The organism is Acetobacterium bakii, from assembly GCF_001263355.1.
Taxonomy (GTDB): Bacteria; Bacillota; Clostridia; order Eubacteriales; family Eubacteriaceae; genus Acetobacterium; species Acetobacterium bakii.
The window spans coordinates 60,356-86,688 of sequence record NZ_LGYO01000007.1; the positions used below are offsets into that span (position 1 = coordinate 60,356).

Below are 26,333 nucleotides of genomic sequence, written 5' to 3' on the forward strand. Positions count from 1 at the left end.
AGACATTTTGGGCCCAACTTTCATAATTAAATTGAATCAGATGCAAAACCTATGCTTGGTGCATGATATTCCGATAACTCCTGCATTTCCGGTCTAAAAAGCCATATATAATAATGAGCATCAAAAAAAGCAGCTATCATTTTTTTTTTAAAATGGCTGCTTTCTTGACTTAATTTTCGGAAGTTTGGGTCAGGTATTTTCGAATACTTTCGTAATCGCCTTCGGCAATAATAAATTCAGAATCCAGATTTTCAAGCATGACTTCCTGGGGCATTATTTCAATGTCATCATCCACCATACTGTTGTAGCTTTCGACCATTAAAACTTCTTTTTGATCCAAAGCCATTTTTCGCTGATTGAGTCCCGCTTCAATAACATCAAGATCATCAATGCGGTTATTAATCAATTTTGATAAACGAATCAGATCATCCAGTACTTCATCCACCACAAATTGCTTATCTATGATATCCTTAAGCTTTTCCCGAATCAAATTCCCGGTGGCAATAATTTTTTCATCTCCGGTAATCGGTGTATAGGTTTCCACTGCATCATGAAACTCTGATACCGCATCCTGGAGAAAATGTGTTTCTTTCATGGATTTCTCAATCTCATAAAAAAGGTAGCCTAATCGTTTTTCGATGGCCAGAAAATCTTCTTCTTTCTCCACAACCGCTTCTCCCGGCAATAGCACCTTTTTGTTCAGACTTTCATCAAGAGACACCGATTTAACTTGTTCAAGGTTATTTGGACTGATCAGATCGCTTCTTTCTGCACTGGGCAGATCTTTAAATAAGTCATTTAATCCTTTTGATTTTTTTTTTTGTTGATTTTCCAGCTCTACCTCTTCAGTTAAGAGGGGTGCTTCCCGGAAAGTACTGTCCATGATTTTTTTTTCGGTGCCTGACAGTTCAGCAGCTTTTGTCGGTGGCATTTTAGTTGTTGGCAGAACCTTTGTCCCGGAAATTTCTTCTCCGGGTTTATTAGCCAGACTTTGTTTGATATCCTTTAAAAAATCGCTGGTTTGATAGCGTTTTTCTTCCTCATAGATGCCCGGTTTTGAAGGTTCATAAGCCTTTTGTTGACCCTGTTTTTCATTTTCTAAAAGAGTCGTGAAGATGCTGTCGTATTCCGAATCCTCTTCATCTGCATGGGACAACCATGTTTTTCGCTCTTCAGTGCTATTGGTAACTTCAACGATCGCTTCATCTTTTCCGATAAGGCTCCACCACAGAAAATGGCAAAGCGTTACCACCAGAAAATCACTGATTGTCAATCCGATAAAAAAGGACAGTGGCACCTCTGGTATCAGAAACCAGCATATCCCAAAAACCATCGCATTACCGATCAGTGAAATAAGTCCACCGATAAATGGAATGTTTTTCAGCAGTAAATTTCGATTCAGATCATATAATGATAGTACCACAACCTTGATGCCAACAAAAATAGCCATTAGAATAATAAATGCATTCGCACTTGGCAGTGTCGCCAGCACCTGGAACACCAATAAAAAGGCATAACCTGAAAGTGCTAAACCGATGGTATCAAAAATCAGTAAACCCCAACATTTTCCCAAACTTAATTTCATCAAATCACTCCTTGCTATTTTTTCTCTGGGAAGTTTTTCGCTTGTCTTTAGAACTTCCTTCACCCAACGAAAAATTACCAAAGGATGACTCCAAATTATCAATTTCCCCTGTATTCCGGTATAATTCTTCGATTTCCTGAAGTTTTTTATATTCACGGTTCAAGGTTTCTTCCTTACGATTAACTTCCTCATGTCTTTGTTTTAAAATTAAAAGCGCTGTTCCAAGAGAATCCAACATTTCCTGAACCATTTTTTCCCGTTTTTCAATATTCGTTAACTGTTCATTCAGCTCTTCCGCTTTATACTCAGGAACTTCGCCTTCCTTCTTCAGAAATCGCGCTTCTTCTTCCTTAATATCTTTAAACACCGTTTCAAAGTTCCCCTTGCCCTGAATCAGGACCTTATTCTGACGTGATTCATCATCATTTCGCGACGCGCCATTATTGACCGTCTTGAGGATCAGGGATTTTAACTCATCATCCTTTTTCAATATTAATTTTTCTAAATCTTCAATACGTGACTCAACATATTCAAAGTACTCATTCTTACCACTGAGTTCCGATTCTTTTCCCATATTTAATCCGCTCCTGTTATTTCAGTTTGAATATTTTCTCTAATTTCTATTATAACAAAGATTTTCCAAAATGTATAATAAGATTTATTATTCCCTTAAATTTTTCCATATGTAAATGTTTTTTTACATATTGTTTACAAATATGGTATAATAGTAAACTGAAACCGAAGATTTATTGAATTGCGGACTCATTTCCAAATATAATTGCATCTGTGTTCTATCCCAATCCTTTGAATACACAAATCTGCACAGCTTTAAAAGAATTGTTATTTTTTTAAAAGCATTTCCAAATGAGGTATAAATATTGAATAAACGACGAAAAAATGTTATTGAAAACAGGCGAACGACTCCTAAAAAAAGACAGCCCAGGGAAAGCCTAAGGCAGGAAAACTCACCACAACGCATAACAGCTCCGGTGAGTCGCAAAAACAGGAAAAACAAAAGGCGTCAGGGTGGTTTTAAAAAATTCTTTAAAACCCTTATTATGCTTGTCATTGTCTTAGCGCTGACCGGTTTTGCCGTAAATGCATTTTTCCTTGGAAATGTCAATAGTGACCTCCACGGCAATATGAGTGCCTATGGCATCAGCAGCGAGGCGGCTGCCATGGCCAAACAGCACAAAATCGTTAATGTGGCTGTTTTTGGTGTTGACGGCCGGGATGATGTTGAAGGTGATCGAACCGATACCATTATGATTGCCAGTGCCGACTATGAGCATAGCAAGATTAAAGTAACCTCCCTGATGCGTGACACCTATGTTTATGTCAATAAAAAATACGGGTACGACAAACTCAATGCCGCTTATGCCTTTGGGGGTCCTGATCTGGCGCTTCAAACCATTAATCAGAATTTTGATACCGCCATCACCGATTATGTGACCGTTGACTTTGATGCCATGGTCACCATGGTTAATGCAGTTGACGGCGTCACCATCGACATTAAAACCGAAGAAGAACTTGACTGGGTGAATGAGTACATCAATGATGTCAATGAAAAAGTAAACACCGGCTCTCCGCATCTGGAAGAAACCGGATCCCAATTGGTGGATGGTTCACAGGCTCTGGCCTATTGTCGGGTGCGTTATGCCGGCGATGGCGACTTTGAGCGCACCCAGCGGCAACGGGCGGTGTTTGAGCAGGTTCTATCCAAGGCCCTTGACCTTGATTTGATGGCTCAATACAAGCTGCTGATGGACACCCTTCCCTATGTGGAAACATCCCTAAGCACCCTTGAAATCATGAAGTATGCCGCAAATCTTGCCTTTATGCCATCAAAAGACATCGAACAAACCCGGCTGCCGGCGGATGAATTAATTTCCCTGGACATGCTTGACGGCGTTTCCTATGTTATTCCCGACACGCTGACCGAGAACATCAAGGAACTATATACATTTATCTATGAAGAAAGCTATACGCCCTCAACCACTGCCACTGAGATCAGCGACGAAATCCAAGATACCCTGAATGGTACTTCTGACGATGAGTATTCCTATTTGGAAGAAGCCACGAATAATTATAAATAACTTCTTTCCGACCCAATAAAAATATATAAAACAAAGCGGCCCTTTATCGATTTGATAAGGGACCGCTTTGTTTTTTTAATATTAATAAATTTGCACTGTTTTTTAACTCGCCAATTGAAGAACTCTTAAAAAGGATTCCAGATATCCGGCGATGGCAAAAAAACAAAGGGCTTGAATCAGCAGTCGCTGTGTTTTTCCTGAAAGTTCCGGCTTAAACTCCTGATAAAGCAGTAAGCCGTAAATTGCAAAACTAACATATTCAAATAAAAAGGTTCGTGCCCCCGATTCGTATACGGTGGCTGAAAAACCCATGACAACCCTGGACATAATCCCGGCACCCATTACCATAACTGCAATCCACATTTTTTTCGAATTTTTAAAAAGCAAAAAAGTCAGCCCCATCAAAAATAATGAAGAAATCATCATTCCCACTAAAATAATATAATGATATAACCCTGGGACAACATTCATTAATTTATTGTAGTCAATCCAGTCCGTAATATTCACACCTTCTATTTTCGATAATAAGCCGTTGAATTTTGGACTCATTAAGATAACCCGGGCTAAGTTAACCAGCAAGCCAAAAATAAAGGTAATCACACCGACGATTCGAGTCATCTTGTCTTTATGCCATGAAAATACCAAAGCCATCCCGGTTATGACCAGTAAAATAAAATTTTGATCAATACAGATTAGCGAAGCTGTAAATGACAATGAAATTTTTTGGATAACACCCAGATCAATATAATCAGGAAAGCGGGTTGCGATTTCGGCCAATTCTCTGACTGAATTTCCCGGACAAATGAGAATAAATACTAGGTTTCCAATCGAGATGATTGTTCCGAGAATCAGAAACCAAGAAAGCTTTTTTTTACAAATAAGAAAAAGCGAAAAAGCAATGTAGAAAGTCATAATAATCGCGGCCATAATTTCCATATTGATTCCGAAAATCAAAGCCGCAAAATAGATAATATACTCGTACCACTTTATGGACTCTTCAAGTAAAATCTTTTTTAGGGGGTACAAGGCCACCAGTCCGATTGTTAACGGCCATAAATAATGAATACTCGTAACAACCCAGCCGGCGGTTGACATCATTGTGGCAAAGGGAACACATGCCAGTAAAAAAACAATGATCCAGTTATGTTCCCATTTATGGTCAGAAACAAATATCTTTGAAATTATAAACGGTAATAAAAAATAAACAACCGCATCGGCCATCGAAAACAAACCAAAGCCTTGGCCTGCAAAAAAAACTGCCACCGGCATAATTATAATCCGGGAACTCCACTGTTCATAGGCATTAGTAATATACATCCATAATGATTGGTTTCTAAGCACTTCTCTATAAACAAGATCATCCCCATAAGACTTCATTCCCAAATGCAACATTAACATTAAAAATGCGAATACTATAAAAGGAAAATACTCCCAGTGGAACAGCTTATTTATACTATCTTTGATTGCGTTCAATTGCACACCTCATTTTCCTTGTTGTAAAATGATATTGGATACGCCATAGTAATCAGCTAACGCACGATTCACCCAATGATTAGGGTCAGCCTGAACATCCCGGAGTCCGTATAAACCGTTATAACTTGTCAACGGAACAATGGCCGGTACCGCAATATAATCGGCCCCTCGTTGCTCTTCGATAATAGCAACCCGTGCTTCATAGTGTCTCATAACGATAACGGCATCGACTCCCGCATATCCCAGCGACATTCCATAATAGAGCAGCATAAAACAGGCTGGAATGAATACTCTGGCTGTTGTTATTTTTCGAGAAAATTCCAGCTGATCTAAAGCATAAATCACGGCGATAATCATAAATGACACCAAACCAAACATCGCCCGTGGCGGGAACTTTGGCGGTGCCAGCATCACCAGCATTGATGCCGCCGCTGCAATGGTAAATATCCCAAAAATCACTGCACCCTTTTTCCCTTTAGCCCGATACAGGAATAAAAAAGCGATAACAGCAATAATAATCAGCGGCATCAGTGCATATAAATTATAGGCAAAATAGGAAAACCGTGTAATCATGGGATTGGATCCAACCAAAGCCGTAACCTCGGCCACCGCCGATTCATTATCCGCCCGCAGCCCATTGCCGGGAGCAAAAATCATACACAAAAATCCGAGTACTGAAAAAGCCAGCCCGGTATATGCAAAAACAGGTATTTTTATTTTTCTTTTATAATAGACAAAGCAAAGTAGCAACATGATTAAAATCATACCGCCGGCAGTGTTTTCGTTGGTAATGCCGCTGAGAAAAAACAGGGGGATCATCACAATCCCAAACCAAATGCTTTTTAATGCCCTAGTCTGTTTTTCTTCATAAAGCCGAAAAGGCAAAATAGCCAGAAGAATGATGGTGCCGCACCATAAATAGTTACAGGAACCGGTAATCCACATCACGGTTTGGCCAAACATCGGAGTAAAGAACCAAACCATAATCGTCACTGTCAAAAGCATGACCGGCCGAATCTTGCGACCAACGGCATTAAAATAAATTGCCAGGATAAAAACAGTATAACACAGACTGTTGGCCACATTAAAGACCGATTTACCCCAAAACACAAACAACTGGGTTAAGGATTCCGCCACCACCCGGCCGCCCCAGCTCATATAGTAGGTTATCTGGGATTTTACAATGTCTTCTATGGACCCCACCGGAATAGGCGTCCCAAAGATAAAAGTATACACATAATCATCTGCAATCAGGGGGGTTTTAATATTCAAAAACACCATGTACACAAAAGTGAAAATTAAGACTGCAAAAAAAAGATATCCTTTTGTTTTTGAGTTTGAATTAATGCTGAGTGAAATAGCGTGTATTCTTTTTTTTAAATTCATATCTTATCGCACCTATTCTCTTTTTGAATTTAAAGCTTCAATCCATTTTTTCTTAGACATAATACAAATTAAATACATATAGAACTGAACTGAATAAAAGCGTTCCAGAAAAAGCAACAACGATAATGTTAATTATTTTTGTATTAAAACTAACCACCCATTTCTTTCGTTGAAACAAAAACAGAAACGGAAAAATCAGAGGGATCAAATAACGCCCCTGAAAGCCCAAAACAATTTGATTTCTTACCGGTGTAAATGTCGCATATAATGCAGTCATTGTGAGTATTAACGTGATTAAGCAGGTGAAAAGAATAATACCTCTATCTCTCATTACCAGAAGGGAACTCTTATCATCGACGTCAAACAAAGCAATTCCAAATAACATCAGCCATATGATAATTTGAGTATTTCTCCCTAAGTCTCCCATATAAGCTAAATACACCGTTGATCCGCCAAGTAAAACATCACGTTGTGAAATAAAAGTTTGAAATATTACCTTAATATATTCTAGTGGGGTGAATATAATAAAAAGAAGTTGTTCTCTCACACTGATTCCAGGAACTTCCCATTGGGTAAGGCCTAATTTTTGCCCATAGAGAAATACCGCCACAAAAGTTAAGCCACCCAGGGCTAACACGCTCAATTTAATAATCCATTCGCCTTTTTTACTACTAAAGTTATTTTTTTTGAAAAGCAGTACCATGAGAAATATCGGGGCATAGGTAACCTTACTTGCAGTAATCAAAATAAAGCAACCAGTCATAATCAATAAATCAGGAATTGATAACTTTTTCTCATCAATAAGCCATTTTATGACGAATGCAAATGCTAAAAAACTAAAGCCATTAAGCACGACATCCGCTGAAAAAGACGTTGCCTGAAACATAACCGTTGCCAATAAGGCACAAACGAATAAAAGTTTTTTGCCCATTGGAATTATCTTAATTGCATAAAAAACCGTTAATGCATATATGATCAAATTAAAAAATCGCCCCAAATAATAAGATCCAATAAATGGAAAATTCAATATTTTACTGACTAAAATCCCAAAAGCGCTAAATATATAAGGAACTGCTGTGTAGGTTAAAGCCATACTTGGATAATATGCCGATTCTGTGATTGAATATTTCTGTGCCAATAGTGAATCCGTTTCTACCTCAAATTCTTCATATGTTCGATAATTTGGATTTGATGTCTGAAATTTCTTTTCTAAAAAATCACCCATACCAATTGGGTACTCAATCGCTTCACCTTCTCGCATAATTATATTTCCACTTGCAAGATTATATGATTTCACAAAATGTTCGGCATCATCCCAACCATAAAGTACCGGTATCATAATCGTATTGGCCAATCCAAAACTTAAAACAAAAATCAAAAATATAACTTCAAGTCGAATATTCCCCTTTTTATATAGAGTAAATCCAATAACACCCATTAACATCATAACCAGTAAAATCATCATTACTCTAATAAGATTGATTTGAAAATAATTCATATTCCGAAAATTATTAACCGATATTTCCTGATCGGTTGCATTGACAAATGATATCGTAATACTATCTACTTTTTCACCAATATTAATACTTTTCTCATTAATAAAATCAATATTATTATTAACTGTTTTACCATTGTAAGAAATCCGGATATTTACATTCTTTCCAAAAGAATCCGTATTGAACTGTAATTTATTCACAAATTCATCGATATTATTAAGTTTAATCGAAGCATTATTGTCAAGAATTCTGTATTTTCCACTTTCCAATATTTCAAGATTATTTGTTGTGATTTCTGTAATATCCTGGTTTTTACTGCCATGGGTGATGAAATTCCAGTTAAATACGAAAACCTCTATTAGCAGAGTTAGTATTAGGACGATCAAACCAATTGCTATAATTCCTATTATCCGATTCTTTTTCACATTCCACCCTAACTATAATACTTATAGTCTTATCCCCTGTATTATTTTTCCAGTAAATTCATTTTTCATTTACAAACTATTTGCTTTTTCACTTTTTTTATAAAAATAAAAAATAATCTGAGCAATACTTGAGGGCCAAAATTTTTTCAACATCAACAAATCTTCTTCTGATCTTTTGTTATTGTTAATTGTATTTGATGTTTCACTCTCGGCATGGATGCGATGGTACATCAAAGTTTCCGACAAATATATAAATCTTCCCTTATATTGTGATATCTGCTCCCAAGCCGCCCAATCTAAATTAGTGCTAAATTCCATATGAAATCTAAAATTCTCAAGCAGACTCTTATTATAGGTCACTGTTGGACAACAAATAGGATTGCCCATAGAAAGCGCTCTTCTTCGAATCATTTTATTTTTATTTGAAATTCTAAATATTGATAACAAGAACTCTTTAATCTTTAAATTTTTATTTTTTGAAACTATCTCATTATTTCTAATTTCTTCATAATTCGAAAAAGAGATAAGAGTGTCCTTGTTTTTATCCATTGCCGCTAACATCTTTTCAAGATATTTTTCATGATAGATATCATCCTGATGAACCAAAGTTACATACTTAGAATTAGCACACTCATAACCAAAGTTCCAGTCTTTACCAATACTACCACCACTATGAGGCAAAATCTCAATATTGTATTTCTTCCCAATTCCCAGAATATGATCGTTGATTGTTGATGTTGCAATAACGATTTTTTCTTTAACCGACTGTTTAACTATTGAAAGAACACAGGCTTCTAAATACTGAGATTCTCCATAGGCACAAATTACAAAAGTATGATTATCCATTCTATTCCTCAGATATTCTTGTTTTTTCCAATTTTCTAACTCTATTATCCAGTAACCCAAAATTCTGAATCAACTCTTTATTTTTCTCAGACAGAACACTTAATTGCTGACTGTTGCGAAATAACAAGATCAATAAAAATGCCGATGTTAAAAAGAACAGTAATGACGGTGGATAGCTGATTCCCACTATTTTCGAAAGAAAAATAATGATATTTGGAAATATCGCCAGGATTAAAATAATGCAGGCACCAATCATCCACAAAATGCTTTCACCCTGTGACATCATATGTTTTCGAACATTATTGTAAATATAACCAATTAGCAAGATGCCAATAACAATAAAAAATATATTTGTAATCATTTCTTTTTACCCTTCCCCAATAAATTGTTAAAATAAACCATCACAATATAATAAAACATTTTTAGCATATATTTTATTGGCTTAATGACGCCGCCATGCATACTCTCTCCGAACTCACGATTTTTCATTTTGACTGAAATCTCATCAATGGTTACCCCTTGGTAAATAAGCTGAATCAATAAATTAGCATCTGGAAATTCAGGATAAGCATAAATTTTTGACAATGGTACGAAAACGCTGCGTTTAATTACCTGAAGCCCCGAAGTTGGATCAGATACATGTTTCCCTGTAAGCCTTTTAATAATTTTTTGAAATAACGTTGTTCCAATTTTCCTGAAGAAAGAATGCTGATAATCTGTTTCCGATAAAAAACGTGATCCTATAACAATATCAACATCCTTTTCCAACGAATACTCATACATTTTTTTAGCCTCGGAAGCCAGATGCTGCCCATCACCATCAAATTGAATAAGATAATCATAATTTTCCTGGACGGCATATTTAAGTCCGGTTTGAACAGCATAGGAGTAACCTAAATTAATTGGTAAATCAATATAATTGATTCCTTCTATTTTTTTCATTACTTCTAACGTATTATCCTTGGAACAATCATTTACAATCAATATGTCTGCTTCAGCGAAATTGTCTTTAATATCATCAACTACCGATGCCAAATTCATGGCCTCATTATAGGCTGGTATAATCATTAATACTTTCATATATTTTATCTATCCCCTAATATTCATTAAAATTACGCCGCCAAGAATACAACCAATCCCCAACCACTGAAACAATCCAATTGTCTCTCCTAAAATAAAGATTGAAGCCGCAATAATTAAAATATTGGAGAGGCCAAGAGCAATCGGCTGAATATAACTTAAGTCATACTTTTGAACAATTACTATCCACATAATAAAGCTAACAACATATAACGCCAATCCAATGATTGTTGTGTATGATAATGATAGGTCAAAATAGCTGCTATTTAAAGCAAAGGCATTGTTATTGGCACCTACTTTAACAAGGGTTAGCCCCCCTACAGTACAAAATAAATAAACAAAAAATAATACAATCATAAAAATCCTTTCTAAATCAAATATCTAATAGCCACTTTTAAAAATCGCTTTGAAAGTCATAAAGAATATTTTCACATCAAACCAGGGTGTCCATTTCTCAATGTATTCAATATCACAGGCAATCCGCTCTTTAATGGACGTATCACCCCGCCAGCCCTTAACCTGAGCCCAGCCCGTAATCCCAGGCCGCACATGATGTTTAATCATATACTTGGGAATCTCATCTTTAAACTGACTCACATAGTGGGGCCGTTCGGGTCTTGGCCCGACAATGCTCATATCTCCTTTTAAAACATTGAAAAACTGCGGCAGCTCATCAATACTCGTTTTTCTGATAAAAGCCCCGAATTTTGTTTTTCGGGGATCATTTGCGGTGGTCCAGCCATTATCATCGCTCTTGGGTGCATCGCTGCGCATGGACCGAAATTTGTAAATCCAAAATTCTTTGCGACCCATGCCAACACGAATCTGCTTGTAAATGATAGGCCCCGGTGATGTTATTTTCACAAGGAAGGCAGTCACAATCATAATCGGAGAAACAATAATTAAAATTATCAGAGATAATAGAATATCTAAAGATCGTTTCAGCGATTTGTAAAAGGCTTTATCTAGAGGAATATATCGGGTATTAATCAGCGGAATGCCATCGAGTTCATCGAAATATGGCTGGGTTCCCTGGATCAGGTGAAAATAATCCGGGATAATCTGGGTTTTAATGCCCTGGTACTCACACACATCAATGACTTCATCAATCCGTTTATAACTGGTATTTGGGAGTGCGATAATAACCTCATCGACCTGATAATCTTCAAGTATTTCATTCATTTCCCGGGTGGTGCCTAAAATCGGAATGCCATCTTTGTCGCTTTTATGATAGTAATCATCCACATATCCGGTAATCTTATAACCCAGCTGCCGGTCCTCGGCAATTTTATTTGCAAAGGTTTGACCGATACTGCCTGCTCCCACAATAATAATATATTTTAAGTTAAATCCCCGTTTGCGTGCGGTTCTCAATATCTTTCTCGCCGAACCCCGCTCAATGGTCATTAGAAGTGTGGCTATCAGAAAAAATGTTCCTAACATGATTCGCGAGAAGTTAATGCTTTTTCCCGTAAAAAGAATAGCCATAATAAGAGCGATTCCCACAATATTGGAAAAAATAATTTCCTGGCACTCTTTAAAAAAACGCTGTTTTCGGTACGGTCGATAGAGCCCGAAAATTGCAAAAATAACGAGGTAAACTGGAATAATTATAAACAGCAACCCCATATATGCGCCAAGATCCATGGTCCGTACTCCATCATCAAAAAGAGGGGAGACAAACCGAATATACCACGCCACAAAAAGAGAGGCTGTCACAACCGTAACATCGGCCAGCACCAATAAAAAATTAAAAAATCGTTGATTGCTTTTGATCATTCACGTTCCTCCTTTCGCTCAATTAAACGTTCTTCCGATGCTTGTTTTTAAAGAGGGCTTTCTTTTTCATCATAGAGGTTCCTGTAATCACACACCAACGTGTCAGCTTACTGTATTTGTTCTGATAGTGTTTGTTATAAAAAATGATCATAGAATCATAAAATGCCTCAATAACTTTGGGGTTTCGCTTGCCGATGCCACTGGCTTTTTTATGATGGAAAATACGAACTTTGGGATAATACATGACCTGATACCCGGCATTTTTTATGCGGTAACACCAGTCCACATCCTCACCATACATAAAATAATCCTCGTCCAGCATACCCACCGCATCAATGACTTTCCTGGGAACCATCATAAAGGCGCCCATAATACAATCGATGGAACAGATTTTGTCTTCATCCACATAGGTGAGGTTGTATGCCCCAAAGCGTGTACTGTCAGGAAAGGCATCATCCAAATGCAGGCTATGATATATCCCATTAAGCGGCGTTGGAAAACTCCGTTTACAGGCAACATCAAGCTTGCCTGAGGGCAGCAGGATTTTACACCCCAAAGCTCCGGTATGTTTATGGTTTTTAATAAACTCATGGGCTTCCTTAAGGGTGTTTGCTTCGACAATGGTGTCAGAATTCAATAAAAGAATATAGTCGCCACCGGCGGCTTTCATACCCAGGTTATTAGCCTTGGAAAAGCCCTGATTTTCATGATTAAGAATGGTTTTTACACTGGGAAACTGTTTTTGAATGCCTTCAATGCTGCCATCTTCCGAGGCATTATCCACTACAATGATTTCATAAGCCAGACTATTCATATTGCTCTTGAGAATGGAGTCAATGCAGTTTGACGTCAGTTCCTGTGTTTTATAATTAACGATAATAATTGATAAATCCATAACATGCCTTTCTTATGCATTTTTTCCATGCAAACGACATTTTATTTTACCATGCACCCCATAAATAGGGAAGCAAATAAAACAAAATTAAAGGTTACTTCCTGAGTTTATTGCCCACAAACCGAAACAGATTGAGGATCAACTGGACTTCAATCAACACATAATGACCTAAATTTTTTGATTGCACCGGGATTTTCTCAATCTTTTTCAGGGTTTTCAGGCCCTCTTTGATGCCGGCCCGGTAGTCCTTGCCATAACCGCGTTTGCGAAAGAGCAGATATTTAATTGAGAACCCCATCATCAGAAAGGGACTGTTTAAAAGCAGCTGCATGAAGGGCATGTTTTTATAAGCCACATAGATGTTGTTTCGGGCTGAAATATTCACCTTAAAGGGACTGTATTTTTCGCCGTCAGCCGTTGTGGCACTGCCAATATGGTAACACAGGGCACCGGGTTCATAATGATTTAAATACCCGAAAATTTTTCCCCGGTAAGAAAGATCCACATCTTCCATATAAGCAAAAAAAGCCTCATCAAATAAACCGATTTCGTCTAGTATCGACCGCCGGTAGATTCCCGCACCGGCGCAGGTACTGAAAATTGCTGTGGGTTTGTCATAGCGGCTGCGCTTGGCCCCATCGCCCCGTTTGTAAGCCCAGCCCAGTATGTTGTAAAAATCCCCGGCATCATCAAGCTTCTCCCGTTCAAAATAGCGGATCATTTTTGAACTTACCGAAAAAACCCGGGGATTTGCATTAATGTGATTATACAGCTTTTTCACAAAATTCTCATCAACCACTACATCGTTGTTCAACAGCAGACAATAACTTCCGTTACTGGCCCGGATCCCCTGATTCACCGATCGCGCGAAACCGGAATTAACTGGATTTTCAATTAGTTTCACTTGCTGGTAATCTTTGATAATGGCAACACTGTGATCACCGGAACAATCATCGACCACAATAATTTCCATGGTGCCCCGGGCTTCAAAACTCTGACCCATTAAACTGTCAAGGCAATTGCCAATATATTTTTCTCCATTATAGTTGGGAATGATAATTGAAACGTCACTCTTCATAAATACTTCCTTTATCGGCTTAATAACTTCGCTTTATTATAACACAGAGTAGGGATTTTTCTAAATAAAAAGAGGCTGAGTGATTTCACTCAGCCTCGAGGGTTATCCGTAACCTCGTCCTGAGGACAATGGTAAATAAATGTCCGTGAAGAGGTTTGCCGGCATACAGCCTTTTTGCGGCATTACTTTTTATTTCAAATTACTGTAAGGATTATGAAAATCAATCCATATTTCGGGATCCACACAGGCGAAATCCGCATTGGCGATGGCCCCAAAGTGGAGATGCGGTCCGTAGGCATCATCAATGTATCTTCCATTAGCATCATAACCGGACCCGCCAACCTTGCCCACTAATTGTCCTTTCGTCACCGTTTGTCCCACACTGACATTTATTTCCTGAAGGTGACCATAGAAGAAAGATACGCTTTCACCATAGCGATCCGTCATTCGGATCCGAACATACCGCCCATAACCCATAAAATAACCGGCCTTTTCAATAACCCCATCTCCTGGAGAATAACAATTGGCGTAATAAGGTGCCGGAATATCGATGCCCTCATGAATGCTTCCCCATCGTGGTCCAAACCAGTCGGTTGGATCACTTGGATTGGGCTTGTAGCCTTTATCCAGCGGATAATTAAAGTAACCATAAATGGTTGAAGTATTCTGTAAAATAGTTTTGACTGAGCTTTGAGCCATAACCATTTTTCCGTTTTTATCCGCTAAATAAGCATGGGTTACGAAATCATCCACAATAATATTGTAATTTCTTAAATTAATGCTGGCTTCCCAGGTGTGGTTGCCAATATAGGTACCCTGCTCCCAGCTGATATCGTCCTGTCCATTGGTTTTACTCCAGGTTGGAAAAACAATACTCCCCACGCCATTTTCATTACCCACATTTTTTATTCTTATTTTAAAGGTATTATTTAAAACGGCTTTGTCATATTCAATGGTTGGGGTTATTTTTTCCATGGTGTAAGTGTTGTTGGCAAATGCGATATTCTCACCCCCATTTCCATACAAATAGGCATGGATAATGTATGGGCCGGTTTCAAAACCATGGCTGTCAATATCTATCAATGCGGTATACTCGCCAATGGTTCCCAAGGTTCCTGGAAACCATTGCACATCATCCTGTCCATTTCGGTTTGTCCACACTGCAAAAGATACCTTTTTTACACCTGTTTGATTACTACAATTATTTGTGCTAATTTTGAATTTTGATACGTCACTATCCTTTATCCCTCCTATTTGCGCCGGCGTTTTTACAAATGGATTGGTTATAATCTTTTCAGTTGATCCAACATAATTGTATTTTTCACTCTTATCAATCACATATGCATGACTTACAAAAGTATCATAGCTCGCATTGTAATTCTTCAGATTAACGGTGGCTTCCCAGGTATCGTTGCCAACATAGGTACCCATTTCCCAATGAATGTCATCCTGACCGTTGGTGTTACTCCAGGTCGGGAAGCTCACCCCGGTAACCCCCTGGGCATTGCTTGCCCCGGTAAGCGTTATTTTGTAGCTATTGTTTGCTACCTCACTAACCTTAATGCCAGGGCTTGGGGCAGCTTGATTGAATGTGTTGGTGTAAAAATTCAGCACTTCACCTCGCAGCCCATAAATATAGGTGTGCACATTATAACTCCCGGTTTCGAAGCCATGATCCTTATTATCAATGGTTACACTGTATTCTCCATTACTGCCAAGAATTCCCTGGGACCATTGAATGTCATCCTGGCCATTTTTTTCACTCCAGGTCGGAAATAACACATTGCCGATGCCAGTTTTCCCGACACAGCCCACCGTGCTAACGGTAAATTGCGTTGGATTTCCCGGAACTTGAGCAACGGCTATCGCGATCTCTGTTAACGGGCTTTTTATGGTTTTTTCCACGGCACTGATATAATTCATTTTGCCTGTTGTATCGATCACATATGCATGGCTGGTGAAGGTATCATAGGTTTGTTTGTAATCTTTAAGATTAACGGTGGCTTCCCAGGTATCGTTACCAACATAGGTCCCGGTTTCCCAGCGAATATCATCCTGACCGTTGGTGTTGCTCCAGGTCGGGAAGCTCACCCCGGTAACTCCCTGGGCATTGCTTGCCCCGGTAAGCGTTATTTTGTAGCTATTGTTTACTATCTCACTAACCTTAATGCCGGGGCTTGGGGCAGCTTGATTGAATGTGTTGGTGTAAAAATTCAGTACTTCACCTCGCAGCCCATAAATATAGGTGTGCACATTATAACTCCCGGTTTCGAAACCATGGTCTTTAATATCGACCGAAACACTAAATTCTCCATTGCTTCCTAAAGTTCCCTGGTACCATCGAATATCGTCCTGGCCGTTATGTTCACTCCAGGTGGGGAATAACACGTTGCCAATGCCGGTTTTACCGGCATAGCCAACCGTACTTAAAATAATTTGTGTTGGGTTGCTTACGTCTCGATTAATCTTCACGGTTATACTGTCCAATGCTACCATTGCCGCTACACTATCTATAGCTCTGGTCTCAATTGATTCCTCACTAGCTTCATGAATGCTTGCATCGGATTCTGGCTTATTTTCATCTGTAATTAGTGGTTCCTCGGCCTTTGCTGCCCCTTCCTGGGTTTCCGGAATTATTTCCGGTTCTGACAAAGCAAGGCCATTGATCACAGTTTCTTCACGAATAGGATTTTGGGTCTTAATTTCAATGGGTTGTTCTCTGATAACCACATATCCTTGTTGGGTTTTTACCTGTACAAGCTGGTAAATTCCGTCCTCTGCCTGGAAAATTTCTGCCCGGCCATTTTCATCGCTGATGCAGGTCTCCATGATTTCTTTTTTCTGATTTTGAATTTCAAAAACTGCACCTTCAATAGGTTCGCTCATTTCATTTTTTACCACAATTACCTGTTTCGGAATTTCAAGGCTTTCCTGGGCAACTATTTGCCAGGGGAAAAAGCTTGAAAGTAAGACTAATACTAAAAATAATGCCATCATTTTCATGCCGGGTTTTTCTCTAATTGTTTGAATCATTTCTGTCTCCTAGAATTCTTTATTGTTAAACGTTACCATATTCCGCCACTTTTATTATCGGCGGGTTCACTCTAATCATAAGTACTAATTGCAGACTATCACTAAACTGTTCCCCATGTCAAATAAAAGCCTGGACTGATTGTTTCTCAGTCCAGGCTTTCAGTTCTAAAATCGATTCATGATTGTTTTAACTTTTGCCGCATAATTTGTATCCGCTGCCCAGGTTCCGGCTAATTCTTCAACTGAGATTGCCCGTAATCTTAATGTATCGTTCCATCTCGGATCAACTTTCGTTTGGTATAACGGTTCAGAGCAGGCATAACATTTCAAATGCTGAACATGTCCTCTAATTCCCATTTGCAGTCCGGTAGCATTGTCTCCGTATTTCGCAGCAAAATCAAATCCCGGTACTCCGCCGGTAGCACCTAAGCCGGCAAAATTAAATTGCCCGACTTTGACATCACCCCCAAATTGAAGGTTACCGGTTTCCAACATTGCCTGAGCAAAAGCGACCTCTGCCCGAACACCTTCTTCGTTACTCTCCTGGATATATAAATCGACAAAGGTTTCTAGATTAACCCCTTTATCGATATACGATTGAGGGTAAACACTTCCCGTCCCCTTGTAATAAGCCACCAATTCTGAGGCTGTCACCGTGGTGCCCCCCATAATAGGCGTTTCAATATATCTGACATTGACGGATGTGTTCCCAAGGAATACATTTCGGCCATTCGCTTCCACTCCATAAATATGAATGGAATAAGACCCGCTATTGCCATTGTGATTTTTGGCATCAATGACCATCTTATAGCTTCCATCACTTTGTTTGGCAGCGGTATACCATTTGATATCATCCTGGCCATTAAGATCACTCCAGGTTGGTACTAGAATACTGCTGATCCCATTGGGTGCCGTAATGCCATCAATGGTCACCGTAATGATATTTTCCGCTACCGAAGCCGCAATATCCTCTGCTGTCATTGGTGAAGTACTCACGTTGATCGCGGTCTCTCCTAAAATTGTCATCTTATTATTATTGTCCGTGCCATAACCATGAACATGATAGGTTCCGCCGTCGTAATTATGATCTTTGATGTCCGCAGTCACACTGTAGCTGCCATCGCTTTGAGCTGTAGCCGTGTACCATTTCAAGTCATCCTGGCCATTAGTTTCACTCCAAAGGGGGATTAGTATTTCTTTAATCCCATTAGGAGCGGCAATGCCTTTGATGGTTGCCGTAATTTCACTTCCAGATACCGTTGCTTCCAGGCTGGCTGCCGTCATATTGGCAGTGGTTGTGGTGGTAATGGAAGCTGTTGCCTCGCCCAATATAACCATCTTATCGGCGTTGTCTGTTCCATAACAATGAATGTTGTAAACACCCATATCATTGTTATGATCCTTGGTATCGATGGTCACGCTGTAGCTGCCATCGCTTTGCCTACTTGCAAGATGCCATTTGAGATCGTCCTGGCCATTAAGCTCACTCCAAACGGGGACTAATATTTGTCTAATCCCGTTGGGGGCGCTGATCCCTTTCACCGTGGCCGTGATCGTAGACCCGGATACACTGGCGGTCAGGCTTGTGGCTGACATGGATGCCGTCATTGTTACCGTGGTATTCCCTAACATTGTCAACTTATTGGCATTGTCCGTTCCATAACAATGAACGCTATAAACACCCGTATCATTATTATGATCCTTGGTATCGATGGTCACACTGTAACTCCCGTCGCTTTGAGCGCTGGCCGTATACCATTTCAAATCGTCCTGGCCATTAAGCTCGCTCCATACCGGCACTTGTATCTGTTTAATGCCATTGGGGGCGGTGATCCCTTTCACTGTGGCCGTGATCTTAGTTCCGGATGCACTGGCAGTCAGGCTTGTGGCCGTCATATTCGCAGTGGTAGTGGTAATGGTAGCGGTTGTTACCCCTAACTCCACCATATAATCGCTGTTGTCAATTCCATAACAGTGGACATTGTAGACTCCGGTATTATAATTATGATCTTTGGTGTCGATGGTTACACTGTAGCTCCCGTCGCTTTGAGCGCTGGCAATGTACCATTTCAGATCATCCTGGCCATTAAGTTCACTCCATACCGGCACTTGAATCTGTTTAATACCATTGGGCGCGGTGATCCCCTTCACCGTGGCGGTGATCTTAGTTCCGGATACACTGGCGGCCAGGTTTGTGGCTGTCATGGGTTTAGTCACGACTACGGTAGTATTCCCTAACATCGTCAAATTATTAGCGTTGTCCGTTCCATAACAATGAACGCTATAAACACCAATCTCATTATTGTGATCCTTGGTGTCGATGGTTACACTGTAGCTCCCGTCGCTTTGGGCACTGGCCGTGTACCATTTGATATCGTCCTGGCCGCCGGTCTCACTCCACACCGGAAACTGAATCTGCTTGATGCCATTGGGTGCGGTGATTCCTTTGACGGTTAACGTGATTTTACTTCCGGATGCACTGGCGGTCACACCGGTTGCGGTCATCGGTCCGAGTTGTGATCCGAAAAGGCCGTTGACTGTCACCAGAATCTGATCCGCCATCTTTTGCTGATTGGCATCATTAGCCATTCTAACGGATTCTGCATTATTTGATACAAAACCGGCCTCAATTAATACCGAGGGCATGCTGGTTCGACGGGTAATGCTGTCATCTCTTTCGACGACTTTGTTTCTGGTGGGAACGTAACCCAAACTTTTAAAGTTTTCATTTAAACTGTAAGCCAGTTCCTTTGATTTAAGGGCGATGGCTGATGGCGATATATCCAAATCCGCCGACGATCCATCCGACCATAACCCAAATGCCTGATAAATGCCGTCGTTATCGACGCTGGGATGATAACTGCTCCAATAGAGCTCATAACCGCTGGCATTACCGCCGGAGTTGTGATGAATACTTAGCAAAAGATCAGCACCTCTGGCATTTGCCGTCTCGCAGATTGTTTTTGAATAAACATCATAATTGGGCTTTGTTGCCAACAACGTTGGTAAACCTGGGTTTCCGGGAATCGGATGACTCAGCATGGCATTGTAGCCGTTGGCCCTCAGCGTTGCAACGGTTTTTATTGCCACCGCATTGTTAAGGTCGACCTCCCGAATCCCATTGCTGCTGTTGACTGCCCCGGGATCCACCCCATCCATATGTCCCGGATTAACCACAACCATTGTTCCTGCGGCCTCAACCGAAAGACTTTCATACGAAAAAAGAACCAGACACATAAAGAGCAGGATTGCCCCCAAGAGTGCGAACTTTCTTTTGTTTTTTATACTTTCCAATTATTTTCCTCCTTCCAATTGAATTTTATATATTCAAAATATTTAAAATATTTTTAAAATTCTATTTGTCACAATATTATCACAATTACCCGGTTATCGTCAATTTTATTGTGACATTTTATACATATTCTTACCCGAAATCACTGTAAAAAAAGAACAATGCAAAATAAATTTATGCATTGTTCCTCAGGCTAATCTTATTCTGTTTTATTTCGCTTTTATTTCGCTTTGTTTCTTGGCATTCATTAATTCATCCCGCTTTTTAGAAGCCACCATTTCATGGTATTTCCGGGGATCCAATAATTCATCATCTCTATTGTTCTCCGACTGCTTAGCATTGATGTCTTTTCCAATGATAAACCCGTTGATATCAACGCAGATGGCATAGTTTCCATCAACCCGGGTTAAATTTCTATTATAAAAAGGATCATCCTTGATATATTTTAACCAGTGGTCCTTCATGTACTTGATTTCGCTGTTAAAGCGCTTGTATTTTGAATAAGTATCCTCGGCGCCGCGTGATTTGGATTCATAATGATATAGTTCCACATTGTGGAGCCAGATATTATATTTTCCTTTTTCATAAAGCTTTAGACAGAAATCCACATCGTTAAAGGCAATGGTCAGCTTTTCTTCAAAACCGCCTACCATATCAAAATCGGAACGCTTAACCATCAGACAAGCCGCGGTAACCGATGTGTAGTTGTTGTTAATAACCAGTTTTCCGAAATAGCCATAATCACCCCGAGGATATCCGCAGTGTCCATGTCCGGCCACCCCGCCCATGCCCAGAAGCACTCCGGCATGCTGGATGGTATTATCGGGATAGTACAGTTTTGCGCCAACCGCACCAATATGTTCCTGTTGGGCAAAGCTGACCATGCGGGTCATCCAGCCCTTGGTAATGACGGTGATATCATTGTTTAAAAACAAAAGATACTCGCCGTTGGCTTCTTCAACCGCCAGATTATTGATTTTTGAAAAATTAAAGGGAATATCGATCCGGATCACCTTAAACTGATCCGGGTATTTTTTTGAGTAATAGTCAAAAAGCATAAAGGTCTCATCTTTTTCACTGCCATTGTCAGCCACAATGATTTCAAATTTTTCATAGACCGTTTTTTCGAAAATAGAATCGATACAGGCTTTCAAATCAAGGGGGTTGTCCCTGGTGGGAATAATTACGGACACCAAACCCGGATTGAATACTTCATACTCAATGTCATAAACTCCCGGAAAAGCCCCATGGCTAACGGTTCCTTTAATGCCTCTTCGTGTCAGGGCATCTTCCAGAGATTTTAATCCGGCTTCAAAGGCATAACCCTTGGACTCGGGATTCACCGCCGTGGAGTTCTGAATCATCCGCCAATGGTACAAAACTTTCTGGATATGATGTATCTTATCGGTTTTTTCGGTGAACCGCAGCACCAGGTCATAGTCCTGGGCGCCTTCGTAACCTTTTCGAAAGCCGCCGATTTCGTCGATGATGCGCTTTCGGTAGACCCCAAAATGGCAGACGTAGTTTGTTGCCAGTAAGATATCCGGGGCCCAATCGGTTTTAAAGAAGGGTTGACTCCGTTTATTGTCTTCGCTTAACTTATCTTCATCACTATAAATCAGATCTGCTTCAGGGTTTTCATTCAAGACTTTAACCACTTCAAATAAGGCAAAATCCGCCAGGGTATCATCATTATCCAAAAGTCCGATGAATTCCCCGGTGGCCAATGCCAAGGCTGAATTCGACGCCTCGGAAATATGCCCGTTTTCGGTCCGATAAACAATTTTTATGCGGGGATCAAGTTCCCGGCAGGATTCCAGCAAGGGCTTAATATGGGCATCCGAGGAATTGTCGTCGGCGATACAAAGCTCCCAATTTTTATAAGACTGGTTTAAAACAGAATCGATACACGCCCGCAACCACTGCTCTTCGACATTATAGACCGGCATAATAATGGAAATTTTCGGATTATACGCAAAGTGCTTAATCTCTTCAAGGACTTTTTTGCTGTCAAAATCTTCATGCACATCGATCCAGAAATCATAGTTTTCCTGATTTTTATATTTTAATTCAAATTTTACTTTTCGGATGGTATTTTTTAAGCCATTACGACCGAGATAACCAATGGTTCTGGTCGCGATATTCGTAATTCGCACCGCATTAAAAAGATTGGGTTTCTTTAAATAGTCATAATTTTTTTTCAAATTGATTTTGACTATTTTCATGACGGTGTTGTCTTTTAATTTGAGTCTGAGCTTCTTCCCATAGCTTTTTTCGTCAAACTCAATGATAAATCCGACCTTGGCATCATCAGACAAAACATACTTATTGTTCACATCGATCCTAAAATCCCGTTTAAAATTAACGCCCTCGGCCTCTTGGCCCAGCACAAACAACTCCACCGGTTCCTTTGTTTTTGTGTTAAACGCCCAACCCTGAACAATGGCTCGTCGATTTTCCTCATCTTTAACAATTTTATCAATGAAATATTTTATTTCTTCCTGCTCTTTAACAGATTTTTTAGCCATTCCAATAACCTTTCCATTCTTTTCTATTCAATTTCCCAATTGTGATCGATATGAACCAGTCCTTCTGTGAAATAATCCGCCACAACCTCAATAATAAAGGCTGATGTTTTATAGTCCAGATTCACAATGCTCTTATTTGCAAAAAGACCAATGTCGACTTCATACTTCCCGCCCAATAATGGCAACCGCGGCACCACATAGCGGACATGGTGAAGCCCTTTTGTATTTGGTATTTTAAGTCCATCCAAATAGGTATTGGGCCCAAAGATGTATTGCCGGTCGATGGTGTAAAATGCCACCCCCACCAAGGGATCAGCGATATAATCATCAAATAATTCATAGTCGATGTCCACTGTAAAATCTTCAAAGGTGTTGATTTTCTCACTGCTGCATGTGACCGTTCTGATTTTGCCGAGATGGATGTCCAATTCCTGTACTTCCAGCAACGAGTTACCTTCTTCAAGGGCCTTTTGGGCCATTGATTCTTTAAGCATTTCACTTTCATACATATCGATGACATGGGTGACATCATCAAACATCCGCATCTCGCCCTGATCGATCCAGACCCCCTTGGTACAAAAACGTTTGATCTGTTCCAAGGTGTGGGAAACAAACAGCACGGTTTTTCCCGAAGCTTTAAATTCCTCCATTTTATTGATGCATTTAATCTGAAACTTCGCATCACCAACTGCCAGAACTTCATCCACAATCAGAATTTCCGGATCCACATTGATGGCTGTGGCAAAGGCCAGTCGGGCAAACATCCCACTGGAATAGGTTTTAACCGGTTGATCAATGTATTCCCCTATTTGAGCGAAATTAACAATATCATCCAATTTTGTGTCCATTTCTTCCTTACTGTAGCCCATAATCAATCCATTGGCATAAATATTTTCAATGCCGGTGTACTCCGGATTAAAGCCGGTTCCCAGCTCCAACAGTGCCGACACTTTTCCATCAACCATAACCTGGCCTTCGGTTTGGGTCAGAACCCCGGCAATAATTTTCAACAGGGTTGACTTACCGGATCCATTTTTACCAACAATCCCAATGGAATCGCCCTTTTTAATTTCTAAATTAATATTATTCAGAGCGTAGAATTTATGATGATATTCTTTTTTTCTGAAAAAACTCATAGACTCTTTTAACCGATCCATCGGCTTTTTATATAATCGATATATTTTTGTTACGTTCTCTATTTTAATTGCTAAATCCGACATTTTTTCCTCCAATGATACGTTAATCAGCATTTTCTATAAAACATCAGCAAAATGCGGTCTCAATCTTCGATAAATCCAAATCCCGACAAATAGGAGGATAAACGAAAAGCCCCAAAAATAAGCGGTCATCACCGGATGTTCCCAAAACCAACCCTGTCCGAAAAAGGATTCCCGATACCCCTGAACAATATAATACAGAGGATTTAATTTTAAGATCCACAATAGCTCCGGAGGAAAAATGTTCACATCCCAAAGAATCGGAGTCCCCCAAAAAAGCACCTGCATCCCCACATTAATAAATTGGAGAATATCCGTAAAAAAAGGTTGTAGCGAAGCTGATATCCAGGTCAGTCCCGTTAAAAAAACAATTAAGCAGAATAGATAATAGAAAATCTGCAAAAAATAGGGGGTTAACGGTTTCCCATAAAGTAATACCATCACCAATGCAAAAATAATAAAGAAAATATGCGTGTACAACGATGATATTATTTTTACGGTTGGTAGAATCTTAATGTTAAACGTCACCTTTTTAACCAGATAATTGTATTCCCGAAAACAATTCGTGCCGTTGACAAGGGACTCTGAAAAGAAAAACCAGACAATAATTCCCGTTAATAGAAATAGAAAAAATGGGATATTTCCAGTGGGCGTCGATTTTAAACCAACTTCAAAAACGAACCAATATACTAGTATTGTCACCGTGGGCTGAATAAAGGCCCACAGTATCCCTAAAAACGATCCCGCATACCTTGCTTTAAAATCATTTACGGAAAATTTCTCAATGAGCTTTCGACTGCCATATAAATCCTTAATATAATTGAATAAATCTTTAATCAAATACAAAGTAACACCTCTTTATCAATCTTAAATGAAAAAGCACAACAAATGTGCTTTGAGACTATCGACAAACATATAAAACAGTACCGACAGTTGTTAATCAGTTGATCGGTACGGTAGTTTATCGACAAGTTGAAAGCACAATAAATGTGCATTTTTTTGACTTTATTCTATTTTTTTGAATACATGGTCTCGTAATACTGCTGATAGCCCCCGGACTTCACCTGTTCCAACCATTCCTGATTGTTCAGATACCACTCGATGGTTTCCACAATGCCCTCTTCAAAGGTATAGGATGGCTCCCAACCCAGTTCGGTGGTAATCTTGGTATTATCAATGGCATAGCGACGGTCATGTCCCAAACGGTCTTCTACATAGGTGATTAACTCCGTGCAGATCTTGGTGCCGTCATTGTCGATGTCATAGTCTCCTGAGCGAAGTTTTTCGCCAACGTTTTCGATAATCAAATTGACAATTTCGATATTGGCTTTTTCATTGTTGCCGCCAATATTATAAACCTCACCTTCAACGCCCTTTTGAAGGATCGCATCGATCCCGCTGCAATGATCTTTCACATGCAGCCAATCTCTGATCTGCATGCCATCCCCATATACCGGCAGGTTTTTTAATGCACAGACATTTGAGATCATCAAGGGAATCAGTTTTTCCGGAAAATGATAAGGCCCGTAATTATTGGAGCAGCGGCTGATGGTTACCGGAAACTTAAAGGTTTGGCCATAGGACCGCACGATTAAATCCGCACTGGCCTTGGACGCCGAGTAAGGACTATTGGCCGTAATAGGGGTGGTTTCGGTAAACATACCGGTTTTTCCCAGCGCACCGTATACTTCATCTGTGGATACCTGGTGAAAGCGCACGCCGTCACGAAAAGTTGGACAGCCACAGGCATCTTTTCCGGTTTGCCAATGATTTTTAGCCTCATCTAAAAGCACCAGGGTTCCCATTACATTGGTCCGAATGAAAATCTCAGGATCTTCAATGCTGCGATCCACATGGGATTCCGCCGCAAAGTTTACCACTGTATCGAAATCATAGGTCTCAAAAAGATTTTTGACCAAAGGCCGATCCGCAATGTCCCCTTTTTCAAAAGCATAATTGGGATGATCTTCAATATCCCTTAAATTTTCAAGGTTCCCGGCATAGGTCAGGGCATCCAGATTGACAATCTTATCATTCGGATGCTCGGCCAGCATATATTTTACAAAGTTCGAACCAATAAAACCGGCACCGCCGGTTACTAATACTGTTTTCATTATTACTCCA

The 26,333-nt window shown here is 39.8% G+C and carries 19 protein-coding genes; 1 reads left to right on the plus strand and 18 read right to left on the minus strand.

Going from position 1 to position 26,333, the window contains the following annotated elements:
• Positions 1 to 169: 169 nt before the first annotated feature.
• Entirely contained in the window at positions 170 to 1,585 is a 1,416-nt protein-coding gene (locus AKG39_RS02645; RefSeq protein WP_050738809.1) for a hypothetical protein, read from the minus strand.
• A gap of 4 nt (positions 1,586 to 1,589) precedes the next feature.
• Positions 1,590 to 2,159 (minus strand): hypothetical protein, encoded by a 570-nt coding sequence (locus tag AKG39_RS02650; RefSeq protein WP_050738810.1) that lies wholly within the window; start codon positions 2,157 to 2,159, stop codon positions 1,590 to 1,592.
• 304 nt (positions 2,160 to 2,463) lie between these two features.
• Between AKG39_RS02650 and AKG39_RS02655 the strand changes: the two genes are divergently transcribed.
• Positions 2,464 to 3,681 (plus strand): LCP family protein, encoded by a 1,218-nt coding sequence (locus AKG39_RS02655; protein WP_050738811.1) that lies wholly within the window; start codon positions 2,464 to 2,466, stop codon positions 3,679 to 3,681.
• Positions 3,682 to 3,783: 102 nt separating this feature from the next.
• Here AKG39_RS02655 and AKG39_RS02660 read toward each other — a convergent pair whose 3' ends face one another.
• From AKG39_RS02660 to rfbB, 16 genes are all read right to left on the minus strand, one after another.
• Positions 3,784 to 5,160 carry a DUF6056 family protein gene (locus AKG39_RS02660; protein ID WP_278277905.1) on the minus strand — a complete coding sequence of 459 codons (1,377 nt, stop codon included), beginning with the start codon at positions 5,158 to 5,160 and terminating at the stop codon, positions 3,784 to 3,786.
• 3 nt (positions 5,161 to 5,163) lie between these two features.
• Positions 5,164 to 6,540, minus strand: a complete 1,377-nt coding sequence (locus AKG39_RS02665; RefSeq protein WP_050738813.1) for a DUF3329 domain-containing protein — start codon at positions 6,538 to 6,540, stop codon at positions 5,164 to 5,166.
• A 52-nt stretch (positions 6,541 to 6,592) separates the two neighbouring features.
• Positions 6,593 to 8,461: a DUF2142 domain-containing protein gene (locus AKG39_RS02670; protein WP_050738814.1), complete on the minus strand. Its 1,869-nt coding sequence runs from the start codon at positions 8,459 to 8,461 to the stop codon at positions 6,593 to 6,595.
• Positions 8,462 to 8,530: 69 nt separating this feature from the next.
• Positions 8,531 to 9,307, minus strand: coding sequence for a glycosyltransferase family 2 protein (locus tag AKG39_RS02675; protein WP_201780238.1), 777 nt, complete (start codon positions 9,305 to 9,307; stop codon positions 8,531 to 8,533).
• Position 9,308: 1 nt separating this feature from the next.
• Positions 9,309 to 9,668, minus strand: a complete 360-nt coding sequence (locus AKG39_RS02680) for a DUF2304 domain-containing protein (RefSeq protein WP_050738815.1) — start codon at positions 9,666 to 9,668, stop codon at positions 9,309 to 9,311.
• Positions 9,665 to 10,387: a glycosyltransferase family 2 protein gene (locus tag AKG39_RS02685; protein ID WP_050738816.1), complete on the minus strand. Its 723-nt coding sequence runs from the start codon at positions 10,385 to 10,387 to the stop codon at positions 9,665 to 9,667. Before AKG39_RS02685 ends, AKG39_RS02680 begins: the two co-directional genes overlap by 4 nt.
• Before the next feature lie 9 nt (positions 10,388 to 10,396).
• Positions 10,397 to 10,744 (minus strand): hypothetical protein, encoded by a 348-nt coding sequence (locus tag AKG39_RS02690; RefSeq protein WP_050738817.1) that lies wholly within the window; start codon positions 10,742 to 10,744, stop codon positions 10,397 to 10,399.
• A 24-nt stretch (positions 10,745 to 10,768) separates the two neighbouring features.
• Positions 10,769 to 12,166 (minus strand): undecaprenyl-phosphate glucose phosphotransferase, encoded by a 1,398-nt coding sequence (locus tag AKG39_RS02695; RefSeq protein WP_050738818.1) that lies wholly within the window; start codon positions 12,164 to 12,166, stop codon positions 10,769 to 10,771.
• Between the two features lie 22 nt (positions 12,167 to 12,188).
• The gene (locus AKG39_RS02700) at positions 12,189 to 13,061 is read right to left on the minus strand and encodes a glycosyltransferase family 2 protein (protein WP_050738819.1); all 873 of its coding nucleotides are present in this window, start codon (positions 13,059 to 13,061) and stop codon (positions 12,189 to 12,191) included.
• 94 nt (positions 13,062 to 13,155) lie between these two features.
• Positions 13,156 to 14,139, minus strand: coding sequence for a glycosyltransferase family 2 protein (locus AKG39_RS02705; RefSeq protein ID WP_050738820.1), 984 nt, complete (start codon positions 14,137 to 14,139; stop codon positions 13,156 to 13,158).
• A 189-nt stretch (positions 14,140 to 14,328) separates the two neighbouring features.
• Positions 14,329 to 17,172 carry a GBS Bsp-like repeat-containing protein gene (locus AKG39_RS02710; protein ID WP_050738821.1) on the minus strand — a complete coding sequence of 948 codons (2,844 nt, stop codon included), beginning with the start codon at positions 17,170 to 17,172 and terminating at the stop codon, positions 14,329 to 14,331.
• Positions 17,173 to 17,337: 165 nt separating this feature from the next.
• Entirely contained in the window at positions 17,338 to 20,466 is a 3,129-nt protein-coding gene (locus AKG39_RS02715; protein ID WP_050738822.1) for a GBS Bsp-like repeat-containing protein, read from the minus strand.
• A 207-nt stretch (positions 20,467 to 20,673) separates the two neighbouring features.
• Complete coding sequence (locus AKG39_RS02720; RefSeq protein ID WP_083439384.1) at positions 20,674 to 22,992, minus strand: glycosyltransferase family 2 protein; 2,319 nt, start codon at positions 22,990 to 22,992, stop codon at positions 20,674 to 20,676.
• 23 nt (positions 22,993 to 23,015) lie between these two features.
• Positions 23,016 to 24,212 (minus strand): ABC transporter ATP-binding protein, encoded by a 1,197-nt coding sequence (locus tag AKG39_RS02725; protein WP_050738823.1) that lies wholly within the window; start codon positions 24,210 to 24,212, stop codon positions 23,016 to 23,018.
• A 33-nt stretch (positions 24,213 to 24,245) separates the two neighbouring features.
• The gene (locus tag AKG39_RS02730; RefSeq protein WP_242852538.1) at positions 24,246 to 25,055 is read right to left on the minus strand and encodes an ABC transporter permease; all 810 of its coding nucleotides are present in this window, start codon (positions 25,053 to 25,055) and stop codon (positions 24,246 to 24,248) included.
• Between the two features lie 164 nt (positions 25,056 to 25,219).
• Positions 25,220 to 26,323, minus strand: a complete 1,104-nt coding sequence (gene rfbB / locus AKG39_RS02735; RefSeq protein ID WP_050738824.1) for a dTDP-glucose 4,6-dehydratase — start codon at positions 26,321 to 26,323, stop codon at positions 25,220 to 25,222.
• Between the last annotated feature and the right edge of the window lie 10 nt (positions 26,324 to 26,333).